This window comes from Actinophytocola glycyrrhizae (genome assembly GCF_042653545.1).
GTDB classification, from domain to species: domain Bacteria; phylum Actinomycetota; class Actinomycetes; order Mycobacteriales; family Pseudonocardiaceae; genus Actinophytocola; species Actinophytocola glycyrrhizae.
The window spans coordinates 514,993-536,931 of record NZ_JBHSIS010000010.1 but is presented as its reverse complement, the minus strand read 5'-3'; the positions used below and the strand labels follow the sequence as shown (position 1 = coordinate 536,931).

At 72.2% G+C, this 21,939-nt stretch carries 22 protein-coding genes; 11 read left to right on the top strand and 11 right to left on the bottom strand.

Annotation, left to right across the window (positions count from 1 at the left end; translation table 11 throughout):
* The gene (locus tag ACFPCV_RS24260) at positions 1–1,107 is read right to left on the bottom strand and encodes a tetratricopeptide repeat protein (protein WP_378058591.1); all 1,107 of its coding nucleotides are present in this window, start codon (positions 1,105–1,107) and stop codon (positions 1–3) included.
* Positions 1,108–1,230: 123 nt separating this feature from the next.
* On the opposite strand from ACFPCV_RS24260, the gene ACFPCV_RS24255 reads away from it, so the two are divergent.
* Positions 1,231–1,773: a dihydrofolate reductase family protein gene (locus ACFPCV_RS24255; RefSeq protein ID WP_378058590.1), complete on the top strand. Its 543-nt coding sequence runs from the start codon at positions 1,231–1,233 to the stop codon at positions 1,771–1,773.
* Here ACFPCV_RS24255 and ACFPCV_RS24250 read toward each other — a convergent pair.
* The 5 genes from ACFPCV_RS24250 to ACFPCV_RS24230 form a co-directional block, all read right to left on the bottom strand.
* Positions 1,766–2,158: a rhodanese-like domain-containing protein gene (locus ACFPCV_RS24250; protein WP_378058589.1), complete on the bottom strand. Its 393-nt coding sequence runs from the start codon at positions 2,156–2,158 to the stop codon at positions 1,766–1,768. The two genes, ACFPCV_RS24255 and ACFPCV_RS24250, sit on opposite strands and share 8 nt — an antisense overlap.
* A 362-nt stretch (positions 2,159–2,520) precedes the next feature.
* The gene (gene glgX, locus ACFPCV_RS24245; RefSeq protein WP_378058588.1) at positions 2,521–4,635 is read right to left on the bottom strand and encodes a glycogen debranching protein GlgX; all 2,115 of its coding nucleotides are present in this window, start codon (positions 4,633–4,635) and stop codon (positions 2,521–2,523) included.
* 32 nt (positions 4,636–4,667) lie between these two features.
* Positions 4,668–5,276: a hypothetical protein gene (locus tag ACFPCV_RS24240; protein ID WP_378058587.1), complete on the bottom strand. Its 609-nt coding sequence runs from the start codon at positions 5,274–5,276 to the stop codon at positions 4,668–4,670.
* A 35-nt stretch (positions 5,277–5,311) separates the two neighbouring features.
* Positions 5,312–6,544, bottom strand: a complete 1,233-nt coding sequence (locus ACFPCV_RS24235) for a hypothetical protein (RefSeq protein WP_378058586.1) — start codon at positions 6,542–6,544, stop codon at positions 5,312–5,314.
* A complete protein-coding gene (locus ACFPCV_RS24230) occupies positions 6,541–6,879 on the bottom strand; it encodes a hypothetical protein (protein WP_378058585.1) in 339 nt (112 codons plus the stop codon). The genes ACFPCV_RS24235 and ACFPCV_RS24230 overlap by 4 nt, the downstream gene beginning before the upstream one ends.
* Positions 6,880–7,019: 140 nt before the next feature.
* On the opposite strand from ACFPCV_RS24230, the gene ACFPCV_RS24225 reads away from it, so the two are divergent.
* The 4 genes from ACFPCV_RS24225 (at position 7,020) to ACFPCV_RS24210 (ending at position 10,844) form a co-directional block, all read left to right on the top strand.
* Complete coding sequence (locus tag ACFPCV_RS24225) at positions 7,020–7,787, top strand: ABC transporter ATP-binding protein (protein WP_378058748.1); 768 nt, start codon at positions 7,020–7,022, stop codon at positions 7,785–7,787.
* Positions 7,788–7,973: 186 nt separating this feature from the next.
* Positions 7,974–8,753, top strand: a complete 780-nt coding sequence (locus ACFPCV_RS24220) for an enoyl-CoA hydratase/isomerase family protein (protein WP_378058584.1) — start codon at positions 7,974–7,976, stop codon at positions 8,751–8,753.
* Positions 8,743–9,699, top strand: a complete 957-nt coding sequence (locus ACFPCV_RS24215; RefSeq protein WP_378058583.1) for a class I SAM-dependent methyltransferase — start codon at positions 8,743–8,745, stop codon at positions 9,697–9,699. The genes ACFPCV_RS24220 and ACFPCV_RS24215 overlap by 11 nt, the downstream gene beginning before the upstream one ends.
* Positions 9,696–10,844 carry a THUMP-like domain-containing protein gene (locus tag ACFPCV_RS24210; protein WP_378058747.1) on the top strand — a complete coding sequence of 383 codons (1,149 nt, stop codon included), beginning with the start codon at positions 9,696–9,698 and terminating at the stop codon, positions 10,842–10,844. Before ACFPCV_RS24215 ends, ACFPCV_RS24210 begins: the two co-directional genes overlap by 4 nt.
* A 9-nt stretch (positions 10,845–10,853) precedes the next feature.
* Here the strand turns inward: ACFPCV_RS24210 and ACFPCV_RS24205 are convergent, their stop codons facing one another.
* Complete coding sequence (locus ACFPCV_RS24205) at positions 10,854–11,792, bottom strand: nucleoside hydrolase (RefSeq protein WP_378058582.1); 939 nt, start codon at positions 11,790–11,792, stop codon at positions 10,854–10,856.
* Positions 11,793–11,909: 117 nt separating this feature from the next.
* Between ACFPCV_RS24205 and ACFPCV_RS24200 the strand changes: the two genes are divergently transcribed.
* The gene (locus tag ACFPCV_RS24200) at positions 11,910–12,668 is read left to right on the top strand and encodes an acyltransferase (protein WP_378058581.1); all 759 of its coding nucleotides are present in this window, start codon (positions 11,910–11,912) and stop codon (positions 12,666–12,668) included.
* A gap of 54 nt (positions 12,669–12,722) precedes the next feature.
* A complete protein-coding gene (locus ACFPCV_RS24195; RefSeq protein WP_378058580.1) occupies positions 12,723–13,400 on the top strand; it encodes a hypothetical protein in 678 nt (225 codons plus the stop codon).
* 4 nt (positions 13,401–13,404) lie between these two features.
* On the opposite strand, the gene ACFPCV_RS24190 is transcribed toward ACFPCV_RS24195, so the two are convergent.
* The 4 genes from ACFPCV_RS24190 to ACFPCV_RS24175 are packed head-to-tail and all read right to left on the bottom strand — an operon-like array spanning position 13,405 to position 17,798.
* Positions 13,405–14,652, bottom strand: coding sequence for a glycosyltransferase family 4 protein (locus ACFPCV_RS24190; protein ID WP_378058579.1), 1,248 nt, complete (start codon positions 14,650–14,652; stop codon positions 13,405–13,407).
* A complete protein-coding gene (locus tag ACFPCV_RS24185; protein WP_378058578.1) occupies positions 14,652–16,142 on the bottom strand; it encodes a 1,4-alpha-glucan branching protein domain-containing protein in 1,491 nt (496 codons plus the stop codon). The genes ACFPCV_RS24190 and ACFPCV_RS24185 overlap by 1 nt, the downstream gene beginning before the upstream one ends.
* 25 nt (positions 16,143–16,167) lie before the next feature.
* Positions 16,168–16,926, bottom strand: coding sequence for a class I SAM-dependent methyltransferase (locus tag ACFPCV_RS24180; RefSeq protein ID WP_378058577.1), 759 nt, complete (start codon positions 16,924–16,926; stop codon positions 16,168–16,170).
* A 29-nt stretch (positions 16,927–16,955) separates the two neighbouring features.
* Entirely contained in the window at positions 16,956–17,798 is an 843-nt protein-coding gene (locus ACFPCV_RS24175) for a DegV family protein (protein ID WP_378058576.1), read from the bottom strand.
* 174 nt (positions 17,799–17,972) lie between these two features.
* Here ACFPCV_RS24175 and ACFPCV_RS24170 point away from each other — a divergent pair, with 174 nt between their 5' ends.
* The 4 genes from ACFPCV_RS24170 to ACFPCV_RS24155 all read left to right on the top strand — a co-directional run bounded on the left by ACFPCV_RS24170 (position 17,973) and on the right by ACFPCV_RS24155 (position 21,860).
* Positions 17,973–18,752 (top strand): electron transfer flavoprotein subunit beta/FixA family protein, encoded by a 780-nt coding sequence (locus ACFPCV_RS24170; protein ID WP_378058575.1) that lies wholly within the window; start codon positions 17,973–17,975, stop codon positions 18,750–18,752.
* Between the two features lie 13 nt (positions 18,753–18,765).
* A complete protein-coding gene (locus ACFPCV_RS24165) occupies positions 18,766–19,722 on the top strand; it encodes an electron transfer flavoprotein subunit alpha/FixB family protein (protein ID WP_378058574.1) in 957 nt (318 codons plus the stop codon).
* Between the two features lie 513 nt (positions 19,723–20,235).
* Entirely contained in the window at positions 20,236–21,006 is a 771-nt protein-coding gene (locus ACFPCV_RS24160; RefSeq protein ID WP_378058573.1) for a GNAT family N-acetyltransferase, read from the top strand.
* Positions 21,003–21,860 (top strand): lysophospholipid acyltransferase family protein, encoded by an 858-nt coding sequence (locus tag ACFPCV_RS24155; RefSeq protein ID WP_378058572.1) that lies wholly within the window; start codon positions 21,003–21,005, stop codon positions 21,858–21,860. The genes ACFPCV_RS24160 and ACFPCV_RS24155 overlap by 4 nt, the downstream gene beginning before the upstream one ends.
* The last annotated feature ends 79 nt before the right edge of the window (positions 21,861–21,939 follow it).

Below are 21,939 nucleotides of genomic sequence, written 5' to 3'. Positions count from 1 at the left end.
TCAGCTCGCCACTTCGAGACGGGTGCGGGTGGTGGCCACGCGTGGCCACCACCCCGCCAGTTTCTCCGCCTCCGTCAGCACCTGGCGGGCCGCGCGGTTGTCGCCCGCCGCCATGTGCGCGCGGGCCAGCGTGGCGAGGTCGTCCGCGCGGCACAGGACGTCGTCGTCGGTGCTCGCGGCGAGGCGCGCCAGCGTGATGGCGTCCTTCGGGTCGCCGCGCAGCAGCGCGACCATCGCCCGTGCGCCGTTGAGCCGGTGCCCCGGGTAGCCGAGCGCGGCCGCGTTGTCGATGGCCCGGCTCGCCGTGGTCAGGCCGGTCTCGCTGTCCAGCTGCCCGGACTCGACCGTCGCGCAGGTGAGCCCGGCGAGCAGCACGAACGCGCCCGGGTCGTGCTCCTCGCCGGACGTCAGCCGCACCGCGAGCACCACGGCCTCGGCGTACCTGCCCTGCGCGGCCAGCACCCGGATCCGCGCGGCGAGCGCGGAGGGCAGCCCGGGGTGGCGCACCCGCAGCTGCGCCGCCAGGCTCTCCGCGGTCGTGAGGTCACCGGTCCGCGCCGCCCGCATGGCCATGGCCACCAGCGGCGCCGCCTGGCCGCCACCCGAGGACGGCAGGCGGAACAGCAGCCACCCGGTGGAGGTGGTGGTGGCGGTCCGCTTCGGGACGAGCGACACCACGAGCGCCGCGACGGCGCCCGCAGCGAACCCGGCGGTGAACGGCCCGCCCGCGACAGCGACCGCGCAGGCCGCCAACGCCACCTCGAACGCGAGCCCGCACAACGCCACCACCCGGATGCGGGCGGCGGTCACCGCCCGCACCGACACCGACAGGATGACCGGGACCGCGCGCAGCGTCACGATCCGGTGCGGGGACGGCCAGTCCGCGACCCTCGGCCCGGCGCCGATCACCAGCCGCCGCAGGGTCACCCCGGGCACCAGCACGCTCGCCAGCAGCCCGGCCTGGCTCGCCACCACGGCGGCGAGCCCGCCGGTCAGCGCGCCGAGCAGCCCGGTGACCACGTCGGGGCGCGTCAGGACGACGACCGGGACCACGGTCGCCGCCGTGGCCAGGAGACCGGGCGTGAACAGAACGTGAACAACCCGCACGACCGCAGACGCTACGCGGTGGACACCCCGCACCCACTGTCTTCCTGGACAGCCGAAAGGGCAGCCGCGATGAGTTCCGCCACCGTCGGCGGTCCACCCCAGCACACACACCGGGAGGCAGCAGTGAGCAAGGTTCTCGTCTACGCCGCCATGTCACTCGACGGCTACGTCGCGGGCACGGACGTCTCGCGCGCCGACCCGTTGGGTGTCGGCGGCGAGCAGCTCCACGAGTGGATGTTCGGCGCGGCCGTCGACCCGGCCGACCGTGCCGTCACCGAGGGGCTCCACGCGGACACCGGCGCGGTCGTGGTCGGCAGGCGGACGTTCGACGTCGGGCTGGAGCACTGGGAGGACGTGCCCTACCCGGTCCCGACGTTCGTGGTCACCCACCGGCCGCGGCCCGACCTGCCGCAGAGGAGCGGGACGTTCTCGTTCGTGGCCGGGGTCGAGGCGGCGGTCGAGCGGGCAAGGGCGGCCGCGGGGGAGCGGACCGTGACGCTCATGGGCGCCGACGTGCAGCGGCAGGCGATGGCCGCGGGGCTGGTGGACGAGGTGATGATCAGCCTGGTGCCGGTGCTGCTCGGCGCGGGCGCGAAGCTGTTCGATCACCTGCCCGCACTGTCGTTCGCCGGACCGGTGGTCCACCCGCGCTTCGCGGTCAGGTGATCGCCGGCGTGCCGCCCTCCCGGACCGGCAGGCCGGCTTCGCGGTAGCCGTGGAAGCCGTCGACCAGGTCGGTCGCCTTCGGCAACCCGAGCGCCCGCAGGTCGCGGGCGGCGAGGCTCGACGCGTAGCCCTCGTTGCAGACCACGACGACCGTGGTGTCCTCGGTGAAGCCGTCGATGCGGTGGTCGCCGGCAGGGTCGAGGCGCCACTCGAGCACGATCCGCTCGATCGGCACCGCGCCGGGGATCTCGCCGTCGGTCACCCGGTCGTGCAGCGGGCGGATGTCGACCAGCAGGTGGTCGTCCGGCAGTCGGGCGACGTCGTTCGCCGCCACCCGGGAAAGCCCGGCGCGGGCTTTCGCCAGCACCTCGTCGACAGCACTCACGGTTCCACCGGCTCCTTCCGAAGTTCCTCGGCGACCGCCCCGAACCCGGCCGCGGCACCAGTCTGATGGGACCGGTCGCCGACATCGGCGCCGGGGTGGCTCCGGTCGGGCCATGGGGCGGCTTCGTGGGGTCTGGTTGTGCGGGCCGGGCGCGTAGCGCCCAGCCTGTGACGCTGTGAAAGGCGCGTTCAGGGCAGGGCCGCGCGCACCCGCACCGCAAGGTGAGCCGCTGCACACGACAGAACCCACTGCCCTGAACGCGCCTTTCACAGCGCTGCGCGCCCTGAACGCGCCTTTCGCGGCGCCGGGCCGCCCTGCGGACGTCGCGCCGGGCGCACTTCACCTGATCTTCGCGAAATCGATCATCCGGTGGAGCGCGGCGTTCGGTACACCAGCAGCGTTCGAGCCGGGAGCGTCACGCGCTTGCCTGCCGCGAGCGGGCTCATGTCGGCGGGTTCGCCGCGTGGGGTGCCGCTGTCCAGCACCGGGATGAACACGTCGCCGAACGCCGGGCCGGGCAGCGTCACCTCGACCGGCTCGTCGCCCGCGTGCAGCAGCACGAGCCAGCTGTCGTCGGCGATCAGTTCGCCGGTGCGGTCGCGGGACAGGCTCGTCGACCCGTCGACCGACATGCCGATCGTGCGGCGGTCGTCGTCGAACCAGTCGTGGTCACGCATGGGCTCGCCGTCCGGGGCGAACCACACGAGGTCCGGCCTGCCGGAGTGCGTCGGGCGGCCGTCGAAGAACTGCGGCTGGCGCAGTGCCGGGGAGGTGGCGCGCAGCGCGATCACCTTGCGGGTGAACGCGAGCAGGTCGTCGGCGCGCTCGTCCGGCTCCCACGACACCCACGAGACCTCGTTGTCGAGGCAGTACGGGTTGTTGTTGCCGCCCTGCGTGCGCCACCGCTCGTCGCCCGCGGTGAGCATGGGGGTGCCGGTGGACAGCAGGAGCGTGGCGAGGAGGTTGCGTGCCTGCCGGTCGCGGCGCGCCAGCACCGCGGGGTCGCCGGTCTCGCCCTCGACCCCGCAGTTCCACGACCGGTTGAAGTCCGCGCCGTCCCGGCCGCCCTCGCCGTTCTCCTCGTTGTGCTTGTGGTTGTAGGACACCAGGTCCCGCAGCGTGAACCCGTCGTGGGCGGTGATGAAGTTGATCGACGCCCACGGCCGCCGCGTGTTGGCCGCGTACAGGTCCTCCGACCCGGACAGCCGGTAGGCGAGGTCGCGCACGTTCACCGCGCCGCGCCAGAAGTCCCGCACCCCGTCGCGGAAGCGGTCGTTCCACTCGGTCCACTGCGGGGCGAAGCCACCGACCCGGTAGCCGTCCGCGGTGGCGTCCCACGGCTCGGCGATCAGCTTGCAGTGCGCCAGCGACGGGTCGACGGTGATCGCGGTCATCAGTGCCGAGTCGGGGTCGAACCAGCCGCCGCGCGGGCGGCCCAGCGCGCTCGCGAGGTCGAACCGGAACCCGTCGACGCCCAGCTCGTTCGTGAAGTACCGCAGGGAGTCGGTGACGAGCCGGACCACCTCGCGGGAGCCGGGGTTGAGCGTGTTGCCGCATCCGGTGAGGTCCACTGTGGACCCGTGGCGGTCGTGCAGGTAGTAGGCGGGCGCGTCGAGCCCGCGCAGCGACAGCGTCGGCCCGTCCACCCCGCCCTCGCAGGTGTGGTTGAACACCACGTCGAGGATCACCTCGATGCCCGCAGCGTGCAGTGCGGCGACCATCGTGCGGAACTCGGTCAGCTCGTTGCCCGGCTCGCTCGCGTACGCCTCGTGCGGCGCGTGGAAGCCGAGCGTGGAGTAGCCCCAGTAGTTGGACATGCCGCGGCGGCGCAGCGACGGCTCGTCGACGATCGTGTGCACCGGAAGCAGCTCGACCGCGGTGACGCCGAGCCGGACCAGGTGGTCGATCACGGCCGGGTGCGCCAGCCCGAGGTAGGTGCCGCGCTGGTGCTCCGGGACCTCCGGGTGCAGTTTGGTGAACCCGCGGACGTGCAGCTCGTAGATCACCGTCTCCTCGAACGGCGTCTCCGGCTTGACCCCGGTGTCCACGCCGCCGGGCGGGGCGACCACCGACAGCGGCACGTCCCCGAGGGAGTCCCTGGTCGAGGGCGTGCCGGTCATCGGGTCACCGTCGTAGCCGAGGACCGCGCGCGGGTCGCCGACGGTGCCGGTGATCTGCCGGGCGTACGGGTCGACGAGCAGCTTCGCCGGGTTGCAGCGCAGGCCGCGGGCCGGCTCGTACGGGCCGTGCACCCGGTAGCCGTAGCGCTGGCCGGGGGTGACGCCGGGGACGATGGCGTGCCAGATGCCGAAGGTGCGCTCGGTCAGCTCGAGTCGCCGCTCGTCGCCGTCCTCACCGATCAGGCACAGCTCGACGGCCTCGGCCACCGACGACGCGACCGCGAACCGGACGCCGCCGGCCTCCGGGTGCGCGCCCAGCGGGAACGGTGATCCGGGCAGCACGTGATCGGCGGGCATTCCCCCATCTTGCCTGGGACCCGGCCCGGTGATCAGAGCCGATAGGTGTGATTCTCGTACGAGTCCTCGGGTACCTCGGCCGCGACGGCGCCCTTCTCGGCTCTCGCCGACGCCACGACCTGCCCGAACAGGAGCTGGTGGGTGGCCCAGCCGTGGGTGGCCGGGCAGGCGAGGGTGAGCAGCAGCAGGTGTTCGCCCTCGGCGATGAACGCCTGGAGCTGCAGCGTCAGCGGCCGCCCGGCCCGCGCCTGTTCCACCCCCGGCACCCGCTGGGCGATGACGGCGGGCCCGAGCGCGGTGCCGAGCACCAGCGTCTCCCGCACGTCCGGCCCGCCGACGTCCTCCACGGCGTCCCGCAGCGCCGCGGCCGTGTCCGGGTCCCAGCCGGGCGGCAGGTCGAGCACGACGCCGGTGAGCACCGCGGGCGCCGCGCCTGGTGGCGCGACGACCGCCATGAGCACCGCGCCCTCGCGCACGGCCGTCTCGACCGTCTCGGTCGCGAGCGCCTCCAGGTCGGCGCGCCCGGTCGGCAGGCCGCGCAGCTCGCCGACGATCCCCGCGTACTCCTGGATGGCCAGCCGGGGGTGGTCGAGCGGCAGCCGCCACACGGTGTCCGGCAGGTCGAGGACCAGTGTCCCCATCGGTCGCTTCGCTCCTCCACCAGGACGGCGTCCGCTCACTTCAGCGCGTCCTTGCCGAAGTCCTCGATGGCCTTGTCCAGCTGCTTCGGCGTCGGGTTGACGCCCAGCTGCAGGAACTTCAGTTCGGCCTTCTGCGCCGGGGTCAGCTCGACCCCGGCCTTCTCCGCGATCGTGGCGCCCTTGTCGACGAGGTCCGCGTACGCCTCGTGCTGCTTGGCCGCCAGCCCGAGCCGCCGCAGCTCGGCCTTGCGGTCGGCCAGGTTCGCGGGCAGGTCGATGCCCTCCCGCCTGGCGGCCTCCCGGCCCGCCGCGGTCAGGTCGCGGGACACCTTGCCGTCGATCCCGTGCTGCCGCATCCTGCTCACGTTGTCGATCAGCCCCGGCACGCCGCCCCCTCGGGCCGCGGCCTCGATGTCCTTGCGGGCCGCCCGGATCGCGGCCGGGGAACCCCGCCTGAGCGCCACGCGGCCACCACTTCGGGCCGCGGCGGCCGCCGTGCCGCCGCCGGGGACGACGCTGGTGCCCAGCCCGAGCGCCACCGCGGTCCAGCCGGGTGCGTTGCGGGACCCGGACAGCTGCTGGCCGAGCGCGGCGAGCGATCCGACCGCGCCGGAGCCGGTGGACGCGGCCCCCAGCACGGCCGCCGCGGGCAGGCCAACGCCGGTGGCGGCGAGCCCGGCCGCCGCGGTCGCGGTGGCGAGGGAGACGCCGTCGGCGGCCACGGCGAGACCGTCGAGGCCCTGGACGTACCAGGTGTCGTTCTCCGGTGCGAACGGGTCGCCGTCCCTGCCCTCGCGGATCGCGTCGGCGGTCGCGTTCGCCTCCCGCAGGTGCCTGGCCGCCAGGCGCCTCGCGTCGTCGACGATCCTGGCCAGCTGCGTGCTGACCGCGGTCGACTCCGGCGTGCACCGGTCGAACGTGGCGAGCTTCGCCCTGAGCTTCCCGGCGGCCGCCTCCAGCACTTCCGCGCGGGCCTGGTTGGTGGTGAGCCTGCCGAACCACGACGACAGCGCGGTGGTCACGGCGTTGATCGCCTCGCCGCCCCTGCCGAGGCCCCGCGGCAGGTCGTCGCCGTGGTCGCTGAACTCCTCGGCCGCGCTGCCGCCCCACTCCGCGTCGTCGGTGATCTCCGTCGCCTCCGTCAGGCGGGGGAGGGTCGTGCCGATCGTCTCGGCGGCGGTGGCGAGCCGGAGCATCAGCGTCTTGACCGCGTCGGCCGCACCTGGCGTGGGGTCGAACCCGAGTGCCGGGAAGCTGCGCATGGTCACGGCCTCGCGTTCCTGAGCGCCTCGAAGACCTGGTCACCGACGGTGCCCTCGGCGAGCGCCCGCATCCGGTCCGCGCCGCCCTGCTCGACGAGGTCGTAGTTGGCGACCGCGCCACGTACGTTGTCCGCGATCCTGCCGATCTTGTCCCGCAGGTCGCCGAGGTTGTCGCGCCACTCGCCTGCCACCTCGGCGACGGCCGCGCCGAGGTCGCCGGGGCCGAGGTCGCCGCCGGTGAGGTCGAGTGCGCCGATGATCTCGCCGACCTCGTCGGCGACGGCGGTCAGCTCGCCCACCCGGATGGCGAGGCTCGTGGTGTTCACGGTGTAGCCGGTCATGGGGCCTGAGTCAACGCGGCCGTGACCTGCCGCGACCACCACCGTTGCGCACGGAGGCAAACCGAGGGCACGCGCGTGCAAACCCTCATGTTGAATAGGGCATCGTGACGGGAGTGGACCTCGATGACCTGGTTGTGCACATGGCCGACGTCGGTGTGCGGCGCGCGGGCAACAACCTCCTGACGGAGGTGAACTGGAGCGTCGAACTCGACGAGCGATGGGTGATCCTCGGCGCCAACGGAGCCGGGAAGACGACACTGCTCAGGCTGGCCGCCGCCGAACTGCACCCCACCACGGGTGCGGTGCACGTGCTCGGCGAGAAACTCGGCCGGGTGGACGTGTTCGAGCTGCGGCCACGCATCGGCTTCTGCTCGGCCGCGCTGATCGGCCGGATCCCGCCGGAGGAGACGGTCCTCGACGTGGTGGTGAGCGCGGGCTACGCGGTGCTCGGCCGCTGGCGGGAGGCCTACGACCAGCTCGACACCGGCCGCGCGCTCGACCTGTGCAAGAGCCTCGGCATCGGCCACCTCACCGACCGGCTGTTCGGCACCCTGTCCGAGGGCGAGCGCAAGCGGACCGTGATCGCCCGCGCGCTGATGACCGACCCGGAGATGCTGCTGCTCGACGAGCCCGCCGCCGGTCTCGACCTCGGCGGCCGCGAGGACCTCGTGGCGAGGCTCTCCGACCTGGCGAGGGACCCGGACGCGCCCGCGACGATCCTCGTCACCCACCACGTCGAGGAGATCCCGCCCGGGTTCACCCACCTGCTGTTGATCGCCGACGGCGGCATCGTCGCGCACGGCCTCCTCGAAGACGTCCTGACCAGCGAGAACCTGTCGAAGACGTTCGACCAGGACCTGGAGCTGGACCAGCTGGGAGACCGGTATTTCGCGCGCCGACGCGGGTGAGGCTAGGTTGGGTCCACTTGATTACTTCTGAGTAGGAGCGAAGCGACGGAGCGGACGCCGTCTGGCCTGACGAGCACGGAGATCTCTGCGCGAGGAACGAGCCCAGAGATCTCCGCGCGCAGGAGGGAAGACGGTGGCTTAGCGGAGGAGCGAAGCGACCAGTTGGACACAGTAGGAGGATCTCCCGTGGGTGAGTTCATCAGGCTCGAGGTCGACAGCGGCGTCGGCACCATCCGGTTGGACCGGCCGCCGATGAACGCGCTCAACCGGCAGGTGCAGGAGGAGATCCGCGCCGCAGCGCAGGAGGCGGCCGCCCGCGACGACGTCCGCGCGGTGATCGTCCACGGCGGCGAGAAGGTGTTCGCGGCGGGTGCGGACATCAAGGAGATGGCCGACATGTCCTACGCCGACATGTCCGCCCGCGCCGGTCAGCTGTCGTCCTCGTTCTCCGCGGTCGCCGCCATCCCGAAGCCGACGGTCGCCGCGATCACCGGGTACGCGCTCGGCGGCGGCCTGGAGCTGGCGCTGTGCTGCGACCGCAGGATCGCGGGCGACAACGCCAAGGTCGGCCAGCCGGAGATCCTGCTCGGCATCATCCCCGGCGCGGGTGGCACCCAGCGCCTGTCGCGCCTGGTCGGCCCCAGCAAGGCCAAGGACATCATCTACACGGGACGGTTCGTCGACGCGCAGGAAGCACTGCACATCGGCCTCGTAGACGAGGTCGTCGCGCCGGACGACGTGTACGAGGCCGCGAAGAAGTGGGCTTCGCAGTTCTCCGGCGCCGCCGCGCAGGCGCTCGCCGCCGCGAAGACCGCAGTCGACGGTGGTCTCGACGGTGACCTGAACAGCGGGCTGCGGCTGGAGAGCCAGGTGTTCGCGGCGCTGTTCGCGACGGAGGACCAGAAGACGGGCATGCGGTCGTTCATCGAGAACGGTCCGGGAAAGGCGACTTTCAGTGGCAAGTAACGACCCCGCGCCGAACCCGCACGCGACCGAGGAAGAGGTCGAGGCGGCCCGCAAGGACCCGAAGCTCGCGAACGTGCTGTACCACGACTGGGAAGCCGACACCTACGACGAGAAGTGGTCGATCTCCTACGACGAGCGCTGCATCGACTACGCGACGGGGCGTTTCCGCGCGGTCGCCGGTGACGAGGACTGGCCGTACGAACACGCCATGGAACTGGGCAGTGGCACCGGTTTCTTCCTGCTGAACCTCATGCAGGGCGGCGTGATCAAGCAGGGCTCGGTCACCGACCTGTCGCCGGGCATGGTCCAGGTCGCGCTGCGCAACGCGGAGCACCTCGGCCTCGACGTCGACGGCCGGGTCGCCGACGCGGAGACGATCCCGTACGAGGACGACAGTTTCGACCTCGTCATCGGGCACGCGGTGCTGCACCACATCCCGGACGTGCCCGCCGCGTTCCGCGAGGTGCTGCGCGTGCTCAAGCCGGGCGGCCGGTTCGTGTTCGCCGGTGAGCCGACCAGGATCGGCGACACCTACGCCCGCAAGCTCGGCCAGTTCACGTGGTGGCTGACGACGAACGTGACGAAGCTGCCCGCGCTGTCCGGCTGGCGCCGCCCGCAGTCCGAGCTGGACGAGTCGTCCCGCGCCGCGGCACTCGAGGCGGTCGTCGACCTGCACACGTTCGACCCGGCCGAACTGGAGAAGGTCGCCCGCGACGCGGGTGCGGCGAACGTGCACGCGCACACCGAGGAGCTGGCGGCCGCGCTGTTCGGCTGGCCGGTGCGCACGTTCGAGGCCGCGGTGCCGCAGGAGAAGCTGACGCTGGCCTGGCGGCTGTTCGCGTACAAGGCGTGGCTGCGGCTGACGTGGCTGGACGAGAACGTGCTCCGCAAACTCGCCCCGCGCGACCTGTTCTACAACGTGCTGATCACGGGGACCAAGCCCTGACCTATCGGTTCACCCCGGCCGACGTGCGGTTCCTGCGCTCGCCGGCCGGGGTTTCGGCGGTGGCGGCGGTTTCCGGACTGCCGCTGACATCGGCCAGCCATCTCGCGGACGTCGCCAAGGCTCGCCGCCTGGTCGGCGAATGGTCCCCTCCGGTGCTGGAGACCGTGCTGCTGCGCCGCCGTGCCGCGGCCAAAGTGGACTCCCCGGACGACTGGCTCTTCACCGACACCGCGTTGCAGCAGGCGACCGCGATGCCGGTGGCGCGCCACCGGGCGGCCCGGTTCGCGGGTCGTTCCGTGCACGACGTGACCTGTTCGGTCGGCGTGGACCTGGCCGCGCTCGCCGAGGTCGCCGACCGGTGCGTCGGCTCGGACCTCGACGAGGTGCGACTGGCGATGGCGGCGCACAACGTGTCCGCGCCGCTTGTCCGCGCCGACGCGCTCCGGCCGGTCACGCGGGACGCGGCGGTCTTCGTCGACCCGGCCCGCCGGGACTCGGCAGGCCGCCGTCGCTGGCACGCGGCCGACTTCGTGCCCCCGCTCGACGCCATCGCCGACGCCTACCCCGGCCGGGACCTGGCCGTGAAGTGCGCGCCGGGCATGGACTTCGCCGAGCTGCCGTGGACCGGCGAGGTGGAGCTGGTGTCGCTGGACGGGCAGGTGCGGGAGGCGTGCCTGTGGACGGGTTCCTTCGCCGGTCCGTCGCGGCGGGCGACGGTCCTGCGCACCGGGAGTCCGGAGTGGACGGTCACCTCCGACGACCCCGGCGACTGCCCGGTCCGCGCGGTGGGGGAGTGGCTGGTCGACCCGGACGGCGCCGTCGTGCGCGCGGGCCTGGTACGCCAGTACGCGGCACGGCTGGGTTTCGGTCAGCTGGACGAACGCATCGCGTACCTGACCGGCGACACGAAACCGGAAGGGGTGCGGGCGTTCCGGGTGCTGGAACACGGGCACTACACGGAGAAGTCGCTGCGACAGACGTTGCGCCGCCGCGGTGTCGGCCGTGTGGAGATCCTCGTCCGCGGCCTCGACGTCGACCCGAACACGTTGCGCCCCAGGCTGAAACTGTCCGGCGGGGAACCGGCGACCGTGGTGCTGACGAGGGTCGGCAGATCACCGGTGGCGTACGTGTGTGCCGCGGCGTGACCGGTGCGGTCAGCCCGCGAGGTGGGTCAGCAGGAACGTGCGCACCTGGTCGAGGTCGGCGGACAGCGCCACGTCGATCTCGCGCCGTCCCGCCGGTTCCCGCGTGACCCGCCGGTCGGCGATCACGGTGCCCCGTCCCGGGCCGAAGCCGCAGTCCACCTCGACCGGCATCGGGACCGTGTGCAGCAGACCCGGTTTGATCGCCTCGGCGACGGCGACCGCGTCGTGGACCACCATGCCGTCCCGGCCCAGCGCCCGGCTGTAGTGCTCGCGGTACGTGGTCGTCAGCGACACCAGCGCCGCACCCTTGGGTCCGGTGCCCGCGAGCGAGTCCAGCCACGGCCCGTCCACCGCGCACCGCGTCGTCAGGTCCGTCGGCACCAGCGTGACCGGCACCGACTCCTCCACCAGCACCCGCCGCGCCGCCTCCGGGTCGCTCCAGATGTTGAACTCGGCCGCCGCGGTCACGTTGCCGCCCCCGAGCGCGCCCCCCATCACCACGAGCCGCGCGATCTTGCTCCGCACGGACGGGTGCGCGGCCAGCAGCAGCGCGATGTTCGTCAGCGGCCCGATCGGCACGACCGTCACCGGCGACGGCGCCGACTCCAGCAGCGACACGAGCAGCGACACCGCGTCCACCCCGGCCACGCCGGCCCCCCGCTCTGGCAGCGTGTCCGCCCGCCCGGACAGCCCGTCGGCGCCGTGGACGTGCCGCGCGCGGTGCGGATGCGGGTGCACGAGCGGCTGTTCCGCGCCCGCCGCCACCGGCACGTCGTCCCGGCCGTACAACGCGAGCACCCGCAGCGCGTTCCGTGTCGTCATGGCGAGGCCCACGTTGCCGAACACGGTCGTCACGCCGATCAGGTCCACCTCGGGCGCCGCACACGCCAGTGCCAGCGCGAACGCGTCGTCGACGCCGGGGTCCGTGTCGATGATGAGGGGAGTCATGTGTCAGACGGTATCGGTCTGCTCGCTCCGAGCAACCATGGTGAGCAGCTTGCTGCCACCGCGGGCGGTCATGGCGCGCGTCGGCCCGCCGACCCCGGTCGGCTACGGTGACCTGCCATGACTTCCATGTGGGGATCGCCGGTCGCCGAGCGGGTCCGCGGCTGGCGGCGGGCGCGGAGGGACCCGGACCAGGCGAGGTTCCTGACGCTCGACTCGCTGCGCTGGGTGATCCGCAACCGGGCGTGGACACCGTGGTACCTGGTGCGCTACTGGCGGCTGCTGAAGTTCCGGCTCGCCAACCCGCACGTCGTGTTGCGGGGCATGGTGTTCCTCGGCAAGGACCTCGACGTGCACTGCAGGCCGGGGTACGGCCGGATGGAGATCGGCCGCTGGGTGCACATCGGGGACGGCAACGCGATCCGCTGCCACGAGGGGTCGCTGCGCATCGGCGACAAGGCCGTGTTCGGCAGGCAGAACGTGATCAACTGCTACCTCGACATCGAGCTCGGGGAGGCCGCGCTGGTCGCCGACTGGGTGTACATCTGCGACTTCGACCACGTGACGTCGGACATCGACCTGCCGATCAAGGACCAGGGCATCGTGAAGGCGCCGGTCCGCATCGGCCCGGACACGTGGATGTGCACGAAGGTCACGATCACCAAGGGCACCCGCATCGGGCGCGGTGTCGTGGTCGGCGCGCACGCGGTCGTGAAGGGCGACGTCCCGGACTACGCGGTGGCGGCGGGCATCCCGGCGAAGGTCGTCCGCGACCGGCGCGCCACCTACGAGGCGGAGGCGGGACGCCGCGCCGCGGTGGCCGACATGTCCCGCAAGGCGGCCGCGGCCCTCAAGAAGACCCTGGAGACGTACAACTGACGCTTTCGCCGCGATGAAAGCGCCGCGAAAGGGGCGCGGTCAGAATCACGGCCCATGGCGTATCCACCGCAACAGGGACCGTACGGCGGGCAGCAGGCTCCGCAGGGGCAGCCGTACGGCGGCTATCCGCAACAGGGCGGCCCCTACGGCGGTCCTCCGCCCAGGAACAAGGCACCGCTGCTGGCGACCCTGATGTTCGTGGTCGCGCTGCTCGCCGGGCTCGGCATCACCGGTTTCGTGGCGCCCGGGTTCTTCCTCTCCGACGACGACAGCGAGAGCAGCGCCGACGGCGGCGACGGCACGGGCTCCGCGCCGGGCGGCCCCGGCGGCCTCCCCGGCGGTGGCCCCGCTGACGGCCCTGGCGGCGGTCCGGCCGACGGTCCGGCCGACGGGCCCGGTGGTGGCTCCGGCGATGACGGACCCGGCGGCGGGAGCAGCGGCGGGAGCAGCGTCGACGGCGAGGCGTTCGCCGAGGAGTTCGTCACCGCGCTCAACAAGCTCGACAGCGAAGCGGCCAACTCGATGTACTGCCCGGACGCGGTCGGCGGCATGGTGGACTACGTGATCAAGAAGGACCCGGAGCTGGCGATCGCCTCCACCGAAGGCTCCAAGTACTACCTGAAGGTGACGTTGAGCGGCACCCTGGGCGGCAAGCCACTGCGCTCCGGCAAGCTCAGCGTGGAACTCAACGGCGGCAACGCGCCCTGCGTCTTCACGTTCAGCGCGGGCTGACGCCTCAGGTCGTGAACGCGTTGCCGCTCGCGATCTTCGGGCGGCCGAGCGGCTGGTGGTCGGCGACGGTGGCGCCGCGGTACACGGCCACCGTCTCCGCCGCGATGCCCTGCCACGAGAACTCCGTCGCGAGGCGGGCCTTCGCGGCGCGAGCCCTGCGGGTGGCCGCCGCCGGGTCGGTCAGGACGGTGCGCACGGCCGCCGCGATCCCGTCGACGTCGCCGGGTGTCACCGACAGCCCGGTCTCGCCGTCCACCACCAGTTCCGCCAGCCCGCCCGCCGTCGACGCCACCAGCGGCGCCCCGGCGGCGGCCGCCTCCAGCGCGACGATCCCGAACGGCTCGTACCGCGACGGCAGCACCACCACGTCGGCGGCCGCCAGCAACGCCTTCAACGCCCGGTCCGGCAGGTGTCCCGCGAAGTCCACCGACCGCCGCACCCGCAGCTTCCTCGACTGTTCGAGCAACGCCGTGGCCTGGCGGCCCTGACCGGCCACCACGAGCCGCGTCCCCGGGAACGCCCGCCGCACCCTCGGCAGCGCGGCCAGCAGGTCGTGGACGCCCTTCTCCCACTCCAGCCGCCCGAAGTACACCACCACCGGTGCGCCGTCCGGCGAGTACCGGGCCCGCGCGTCCCGCACCGCGGCGGCGGAGGGCCGCCAGCCCTGCGGGTAGATGCCGTTGTGGATCACCGTCATGTCGGTCACCTCGAACAGGTGCGACACCTCGGCCCGCATCGCGGACGAGCACGTGATCAACGCGTCCGCCCGGTTGGCCAGCCACCACTCGACCGAGTGAATCTGCTGGTTCAGCGACTGCGAGAGCCAGCCGCTGTGCCTGCCAGCCTCGGTCGCGTGGATCGTCGCCACGAGCGGGACGGCGAAGAAGTCGGCCAGTGCGATGGCGGGGTGCGTCACCAGCCAGTCGTGGGCGTGCACGACGTCGGGCCGCCAGTCGCCGAGCCGCGACAGCCCGGCCCGCACCATCCCGTGCCCCATGGCCAGGGTCCACGCCACGAGGTCCTTCTCGAACGTGAGGTGCGTCGGGTCCTCGGCGACGCGCACGACCCGCACCCCCGCGGCCACCGCGTCGGCGGTCGGGTGGGTCAGCGCGTCCGTGCCCGCGTCGTGCCTGCACAGCACGACGACCTCGTGCCCGAGCGCCGTCAGCTCGGTCGCGAGCGCGTGCACGTGCCTGCCAAGCCCGCCCACGACCACCGGCGGGTACTCCCACGACAACATCAGCACGCGCATCAGAACAACAACCCCCGTGCGTCCAACCGCCCGAACACGCCGTCCTCCGCCCGCAACGCCCCGGCCCGCGCGAACCGCGACGGGTGGTCCGCGCGCAGCAGTGCCGCAAGCTCCGCGAACCGGTCGCCGTGCACCTTCGCGCGCCGTCGCGCGTAGTCCGCCGCCGAGTCCTTCGTGACCATGAACGCCCAGTCGCTCGACAGCGTCAGCAGCGCCTCGCGCACCAGCTGGTCCCGCACCGGGTCCCGGTAGGGCACTGGCGGCACGGCAAGGAGTTCCTCCTGCAGCGCCGCACCCGCGGATACCAGGTCGGACACCTGCTCGCCGTCCCACACCCGCCAGTCCTTGCCGGAACCCCACGACGACGCGGGCAGCGCGACCGGCTCGCCGACGTGCCCGGCCTCGATCGCGCCGCGCAGCGTCGTCACCCGCACCCCGGCCGCGGGCAGCCCCCGCAGCACGGCCTCCAGCCACGCCGGGCCCTCGTGCCACCAGTGCCCGAACAGCTCGGTGTCGTACGCCGCGACCACGAGCCCCGGGCGGCCGTGCCGCTCCCGCAGCGACCCCAGCCGCGCGACGACGGTCGCCACGAAGTCGGCCGCGTGCCGTTCGACGGCGGCGGCCGCGAGCGCCGGGTCGTAGGGCTTCTTCTCGTGCGGTGGCACCTGCCTGCCGGTGACCCGCGACGGCTTGAGCCCACTCGGGTGGTCGAACGTGTGGAAGTCGCGGTAGGCCGCGTCGCCGGGATAACCGGCCTTGGGTGACCACACCCGGTAGGTCACGTCGAGGTCGCGCCCGAAGCACAGCACGTCCGACGACCCCACCGGCCGCGCCGCGTGCGTGTCGCCGTGCAGCGCGGGCCCGTCGACCAGGAACCGCCGCACGCCCTGCGCCCGGTAGTCCGCCTCCATGCCGGGCGCGTAGCCGCACTCGGGCGCCCAGATGCCCTCCGGTGCACGGCCCAGCCGCAGCGCCGTGTCGTCCAGTCCCGCTCGCAGCGCGTACCGGCGCACCTCCGGTCGCAGCAGGGGCTGGAACGGGTGGGTCGCAGGCCCGCCGAGCAGCTCGACGACGTCGGTGTCCACCAGGGACCGCAGCACCGGGGAGAAACCGTGCCGCCACCGCGTCCCGAACAGTTCCAGCGCGTGCGCGGCGGCGCGGAACTCGGCGGCCGCGAGGTCGCGGAGCAGCGGCTCCCGCCAGCGGGTCGCGGCGAACTGCGCACGCAGCTGCCAGTTGCCGAGCCAGTCGTGGCAGGCACGCAGCGCGTACGGGTCGTCGAGCTGCGCGGCGAGCACCGGGGTCACGCCCAGCGTCAGCACGTCGCGGCGGCCCTCCTCGGCGAACCGGTGCAGCATCTCGACCACCGGCAGGTACGAGTGGGCCCACGCCTGGTAGAGCCATTCCTCGCCGACCGGCCAGGTGCCGTGGTGGGGGAGCCAGGGCAGATGGCTGTGCAGCACCAGGCAGAACGAGCCCTGTTCCGTCATGAACGCTCCTCGCGGGCAAGCTCGCTCATGGGCGAACCGCCACGGCGACGATGTCGAGGCTCGAGTCCAGGTCCTGTTCGGAGATCACGAAGTCCTGCGCGGCGACCGACGCGACCGCGTCCCGCAGCGCCTCGGGCCACGGCGCACCGGACACCGCCACCGCGACCTGCGCGTCGATGAGGGAGCCACCGAACTCCGCGTCCAGCACGCCCAGGCGTGCCCCGTGCCGCAGCCCGGCGAGGAACTCCACCTCGAACCCGGTGTCCCGCAACAACTCCACCAGCTCCGACGGCGACAGCTCCCTGGTGTGGAAGGGGTTGAGCGGTGTGTCCCGGCCGGGCGAGAACGTGATCCGGTTCGGCGTGGTGACCAGCAGGCGGCTGCCGGGCCGCAGCACGCGCAGGCACTCGCGGAGGAACCCCTCCTGGTCCCACAGGTGCTCGATCACCTGGAAGTTCGCCACCACGTCCACTGTGGACGAACCGACCGGCAGCGCGGCGAGGTTCGCGCGTGCCGTGTGGACCCTCGGGTAGGCCTTCGCGACGTGGTGCAGTGTCATGGCGTCGTAGTCGAGCCCGAGCACGCCGACCGCGTCGCGGGCGAGCAGGTCCGCGCCGTAACCTTCACCACACCCGGCCTCGAGCACGAACGCGTCCACACAGTACGGCCGCAGCGCGAGGTAGGCGGCCTCGTGGCGCCGGAACCAGTAGTTTTCCTCGACGATCCCTGGCACGGTCCGCTCACCGGTCAACGGAAGCTGCGGCACCGCGGACTCGAACTCCATCGCGGCAGGCTACTACGGGGTAGGAACGGTCACGTCGGCGAAACCGTGATGCCGACCGTCCCTGGCCCGAGGTGGACGCCCAGGGCCGAGCTGACCTCGGTGAACGTGATCTCCCGCGCAGCCGGGAGCCGTGCCTTCACCCGCGAGGCGACCGTCCCGGCGCGGGCCTCGGCGCCGAAGTGCTCGATCGCGATGTCGACGGTCCTGCCGTTCGCCTTCTCGACGGCCGTGTCGACCAGCTTGCGCAGTGCCCGTTCGCTGCCCAGTGCCCGCGCGAGCGGCGCGACCTGGCCGTTGATCATGGTGAGCAGCGGCTTGAGCGACAGCGCGCTGCCGAGCATGGCGGCGGCGGCGCCGATGCGGCCGCCTTTGCGCAGGTAGTCGAGGGTGTCCACGTAGATCAGCTCGGCGCTGCCCTCGATCCGCCTGGCGAGCGCGTCCATGACGCGGTGGGCCCCGCCGCCAGCGCCTGCGACCCTGGCGGCCGCGAGCACCGCGTAGCCAAGGCTCATGCCGGTGGTGCCGGAGTCGACGACGTGCACCGGCACCCGGCTTCCCGCGGCGGCCCGCCGCGCGATCTCGTAGGTCTCGGACTGCTTGCTCGAGATGTGCACGGAGACGATCTCGTCGGCGCCGCGAGCGGCGAGGTCTTCGTAGGCCCACTGGAACCCGGCGGGGTCGGGCGCGGAGGTGGACACGTCCATGTTCTCCTGGAGCGCTCTGACCAGCACGTCCTTCGGCACGTTGTGCTCGGAGCGCACGTGCTCCCCGATCCGGATCTGGGTCGGCACGACCGTGATGCCCCACTGGGCGGCCAGCGTGGCGGGGAGACTTGACGTGGAGTCCGTCACAAGACCAACTCGTCCAGGCATGTGCATATGTTAACTAAGGGTGTCCTGTGGGCACCGTCACGGAGACTTGGGGCGCACTCGGTTTGCCACTGAGCTACTGGTCAGTAACATGTGACTGGCCGGACAGATGCGGGCTTACCTCGTATTGTGGCCTCGCGCTTGCCGCTCGTAACCCCAGGAGGTCGGAGCAGACCCATGCCAAACATCGTCGTGCTGGTGAAACAAGTCCCGGACACCTATTCGGAGCGCAAACTCTCCGACTCCGACTACACGTTGGACCGGGAGTCGGCCGACGCGGTGCTCGATGAGATCAACGAGCGCGCCATCGAGGAGGCGCTCGTGATCAAGGAAGCTCATGGCGGCGAGGTGACCGTCCTCTCCGTCGGCCCCGATCGTGCGACCGAGGCGATCCGCAAGGGTCTGTCGATGGGCGCCGACAAGGCCGTGCACGTGGTCGACGACTCGCTCCACGGGTCCGACCTGCTGCAGACCGCGAAGGTGCTCGCCGCCGCCGTCAAGAAGGTCGAGGGCGCCGAGCTCGTCATCGCGGGCAACGAGGCCTCCGACGGCCAGGGCGGCGCGGTGCCGGCGGTGCTGGCCGAGCTGCTGGGCTACCCGCAGCTCACGCACGCCCGCAAGGTCGAGATCGACGGTTCCTCGCTGAAGGTGACGCGGGAGACCGACGAGGGCCTGACGCACCTCGAGGCGTCGCTGCCCGCCGTGATCAGCGTCGGCGAGAAGATCAACGAGCCGCGCTACCCGTCGTTCAAGGGCATCATGGCCGCCAAGAAGAAGCCGGTCGAGACGCTGTCGGTCGCCGACCTCGGCGTGGACGACGTCGGCCTTGCCAACGCCTGGTCGACCGTGACCGAGGCCGCCCCGAAGCCGCCGCGCGAGGCGGGCCAGCGCGTCGAGGACGAGGGTGACGGTGGCGTCAAGGTCGCCGAGTACCTGGTCTCGCAGAAACTGATCTGAGGAGGATTCACCAATGGCTGAGGTTCTGGTCCTCGTCGATCACGTTGACGGCGAGGTGAAGAAGGTCACGTACGAGCTGCTCACCGCGGCGCGCGAGATCGGCGCACCGTCGGCGGTCGTCGTCGGTGCCCCCGGCACCGCCGCGAAGCTGACCGAGCAGCTGGGCGCCTACGGCGCCGAGAAGGTCTACGTCGCCGAGTCCGACGACGCCGCGTCCTACCTGGTGACGCCACAGGTCGACGTGCTCGCGTCGCTGGTGGAGTCCGCGTCGCCGGCCGCCGTGCTGGTCTCCGCGTCCGTCGAGGGCAAGGAGATCTCCGGCCGCCTGGCCGCGCGGGTCGGCGGCGGTCTGCTGATCGACGCCATCGGTGTCGACGGCGACCTGACCGTCACCAAGTCGGTCTTCGGTGGCGCGTTCGTGGTGAAGACCAAGTCCGCCAAGGGGGTGCCGATCATCTCGGTGCGTCCCGGCGGCCTCGAGGCCGTGCAGTCGCAGGGCGCGGCGGCCGAGACCCAGGTCGAGGTCCCCGCGGTGGACCCGGCGAAGGCCGCGAAGATCACCGGCCGCGAGCCGGTCGTCGGCGGTGACCGGCCGGAGCTGACCGAGGCGTCCGTGGTCGTCTCCGGTGGCCGCGGCGTCGGCAGCGCCGAGAGCTTCTCGGTCGTCGAGCAGCTGGCGGACGCGCTCGGTGCCGCCGTGGGCGCCTCGCGCGCGGCGGTCGACTCCGGGTACTACCCGGCGCAGTTCCAGGTGGGGCAGACCGGCAAGACCGTGTCGCCGCAGCTGTACATCGCGCTGGGCATCTCGGGCGCCATCCAGCACCGGGCAGGCATGCAGACGTCGAAGACGATCATCGCGGTGAACAAGGACGCGGAGGCGCCGATCTTCGAGATCGCCGACTACGGCGTCGTCGGCGACCTGTTCAAGGTCACGCCGCAGCTGACCGAGGAAATCCAGAAGCGCAAGTAGCTTCACCCGTTCGAAGGAGAGCCGCCGCGACACAGTTCGCGGCGGCTCTCTTCGTGGACGGCAAGCTTGCGCATGGACCGATGGCTGATCAACGGCACCGTCGAATGCCCACCGGGCGGACCGCCGTGAAAGGCGCGTTCACGGCACAACCGGTGCCGTGAACGGCCCATTCACGGCACCCCAGACGCCGTCAACGCGCCTTTCACAGCACCAAAGCCAGGCGCGCAGCGCCAGGGCTCGCGCAGCGGGCCCCGCGAAGCGGCTGGCGGGCACCGCAGGACGGCCCGGTACCGTTGACGGCACAACGAGTGCCGCCAATGGGCCATTCAGGGCGCTCAGCGCCCTAAACGCGCCTTTCAGGGCATTGCCACGCCGTCAACGCGCCTTTCACGGCACCAAACCGAGGACAAACCCACCAACCCGAACAACTCTCAGGGAGTTCACCCCGGCGCCATGCACGTGTCATCGGAACAGGCACGTGCTGGTTGCCGGGTGACGCGTACACCTGATGGCATGACGCAGGCACAGCTTCTCGTCAGCACGGCCGATGAGGGGGCCACGGCACCCCGCTACTCGCTGCTCGTCGCCAGAGATGGTGCGGAAGTCGTTGCCGCGCAACGGCTTCGGTACCGGGTGTTCGCCGAGGAGATGGGGGCCACCCTCCACACCCCGTCTCCCGGGCTGGATGTCGACGGCTTCGACGAGCACTGTGACCACCTCGTGGTCCGTGAGGACGTCACCGGTGAGATCGTCGGCTGCTACCGGATGTTGCCGCCCGAGCGGGCGCGCGAGGCCGGGATGCTCTACTCCGAGACCGAGTTCGATCTCCGCAACCTCGCGCCGCTGCGGGCCGCGCTGGTCGAGACCGGGCGGTCCTGTGTGCATCCCGACCACCGGTCCGGCGCGGTCGTCAGCCTCGTGTGGGCCGGGATCGCCCGGTACATGTACCTGTCCGGGCACAACTGGCTCGCCGGGTGCGCCTCGGTTTCCCTGCAGGACGGGGGAACGCTCGCGGCCGGGGTCTGGGACACCGTGCGGCGCAGGCATCTCGCGCCGAAGGAGTACCAGGTCCGGCCCTTGCGGCCGTGGGACCACGCCGGGATCGACGTTCCCCGGCGGACCGTGATTCCCCCGCTGCTCAAGGGATACCTGCGGCTCGGCGCGTGGGTGTGCGGGCAGCCCGCGGTGGACGTCGACTTCGGGGTCGCCGATCTGTTCGTCCTCCTGGGACTCGACCGGGTCGACCCGCGCTACCTCAGCTACTTCCTCGGTGAGCAGCGATGAGTCACGCCTGGATGCCCGGATCGCCGTGCGGGCAGGGGTGTCTCGGCGGGCAGGAACCCACCGTCGGCCGGGTGGTCAGGGTGCTGCGGATCGTCGGTGTGGTGACCGTCGTCCTCCTCAGTCTGCTGAGCCTCCTGTTCCTGCCCCTGATCGGCGGGCGCGGCCGGAACTGGCTCACCAGAGCCATCTTCCGTGCGGTCCTGGTCGCCGTGGGGGTCCGGCTCGTGGTGCACGGGGAGATCCCGGGGCCCGGTCGCGGTGCGCTCGTCGTCAACAACCACACCTCGTGGCTCGACATCGTCGCCGTCAACGCGGTGCGGCCGATGCGTGCCGTGGCCAAGAAGGACATCGCGTCCTGGCCTGTGCTGGGGTGGCTCGTGTCGGCTGCCGGGTCCGTCTACGTGGACCGGGAGAACATCCGCTCGCTGCCGGGGACCGTCGCCGCGCTCGCCGACACCCTGCGTGCTGGTGCGATGGTCAACGTCACCCCGGAGGGCACCACCTGGTGCGGGCTCACCCACGGGCGGTTCCGGCCCGCGTTGTTCCAGGCCGCCATCGACGGTGGTGTTCCGGTTCTTCCCGTGGCGCTGCGGTTTCGGCTGAGGGGCGGCGCGGCCACCACGGCACCCGCGTTCATCGGGGACGAGACCATCGTCGACTCCGTGCGGCGGACCGCCGCGCTCCGGGGACTGGTGATCGAGGTGCATGTCCTCGACGAGATCGCGCCGGGGCGGGCGCAGGACCGGCACGAGCTGGCCCGGCTCGCCGAGCGGGCCGTCGACGACGTGCTGGTGCCCGCCTCGCTGCCCGCTGAAAACCACTGGACCTCCAGTGCCGTGGAGGTTGCACGATGACCAGGTGAGCCTGGACGCGGTCGAGCCGCAGCACGAGGAGAAGGCGCCATCGGTCTGGTCGGCGCGCTACCGCGCCACC

Bases quoted from the DNA above. Each gene is read 5' to 3' on its own strand.
- glgX (WP_378058588.1), bottom strand. From the start codon at position 4,635: ATGCCCGCCGATCACGTGCTGCCCGGATCACCGTTCCCGCTGGGCGCG.
- ACFPCV_RS24240 (WP_378058587.1), bottom strand. From the start codon at position 5,276: ATGGGGACACTGGTCCTCGACCTGCCGGACACCGTGTGGCGGCTGCCG.
- ACFPCV_RS24230 (WP_378058585.1), bottom strand. From the start codon at position 6,879: ATGACCGGCTACACCGTGAACACCACGAGCCTCGCCATCCGGGTGGGC.
- ACFPCV_RS24225 (WP_378058748.1), top strand. From the start codon at position 7,020: ATGGCCGACGTCGGTGTGCGGCGCGCGGGCAACAACCTCCTGACGGAG.
- ACFPCV_RS24205 (WP_378058582.1), bottom strand. From the start codon at position 11,792: ATGACTCCCCTCATCATCGACACGGACCCCGGCGTCGACGACGCGTTC.
- ACFPCV_RS24200 (WP_378058581.1), top strand. From the start codon at position 11,910: ATGACTTCCATGTGGGGATCGCCGGTCGCCGAGCGGGTCCGCGGCTGG.
- ACFPCV_RS24195 (WP_378058580.1), top strand. From the start codon at position 12,723: ATGGCGTATCCACCGCAACAGGGACCGTACGGCGGGCAGCAGGCTCCG.
- ACFPCV_RS24190 (WP_378058579.1), bottom strand. From the start codon at position 14,652: ATGCGCGTGCTGATGTTGTCGTGGGAGTACCCGCCGGTGGTCGTGGGC.
- ACFPCV_RS24185 (WP_378058578.1), bottom strand. From the start codon at position 16,142: ATGACGGAACAGGGCTCGTTCTGCCTGGTGCTGCACAGCCATCTGCCC.
- ACFPCV_RS24180 (WP_378058577.1), bottom strand. From the start codon at position 16,926: ATGGAGTTCGAGTCCGCGGTGCCGCAGCTTCCGTTGACCGGTGAGCGG.
- ACFPCV_RS24175 (WP_378058576.1), bottom strand. From the start codon at position 17,798: ATGCCTGGACGAGTTGGTCTTGTGACGGACTCCACGTCAAGTCTCCCC.
- ACFPCV_RS24170 (WP_378058575.1), top strand. From the start codon at position 17,973: ATGCCAAACATCGTCGTGCTGGTGAAACAAGTCCCGGACACCTATTCG.
- ACFPCV_RS24165 (WP_378058574.1), top strand. From the start codon at position 18,766: ATGGCTGAGGTTCTGGTCCTCGTCGATCACGTTGACGGCGAGGTGAAG.
- ACFPCV_RS24160 (WP_378058573.1), top strand. From the start codon at position 20,236: ATGACGCAGGCACAGCTTCTCGTCAGCACGGCCGATGAGGGGGCCACG.
- ACFPCV_RS24155 (WP_378058572.1), top strand. From the start codon at position 21,003: ATGAGTCACGCCTGGATGCCCGGATCGCCGTGCGGGCAGGGGTGTCTC.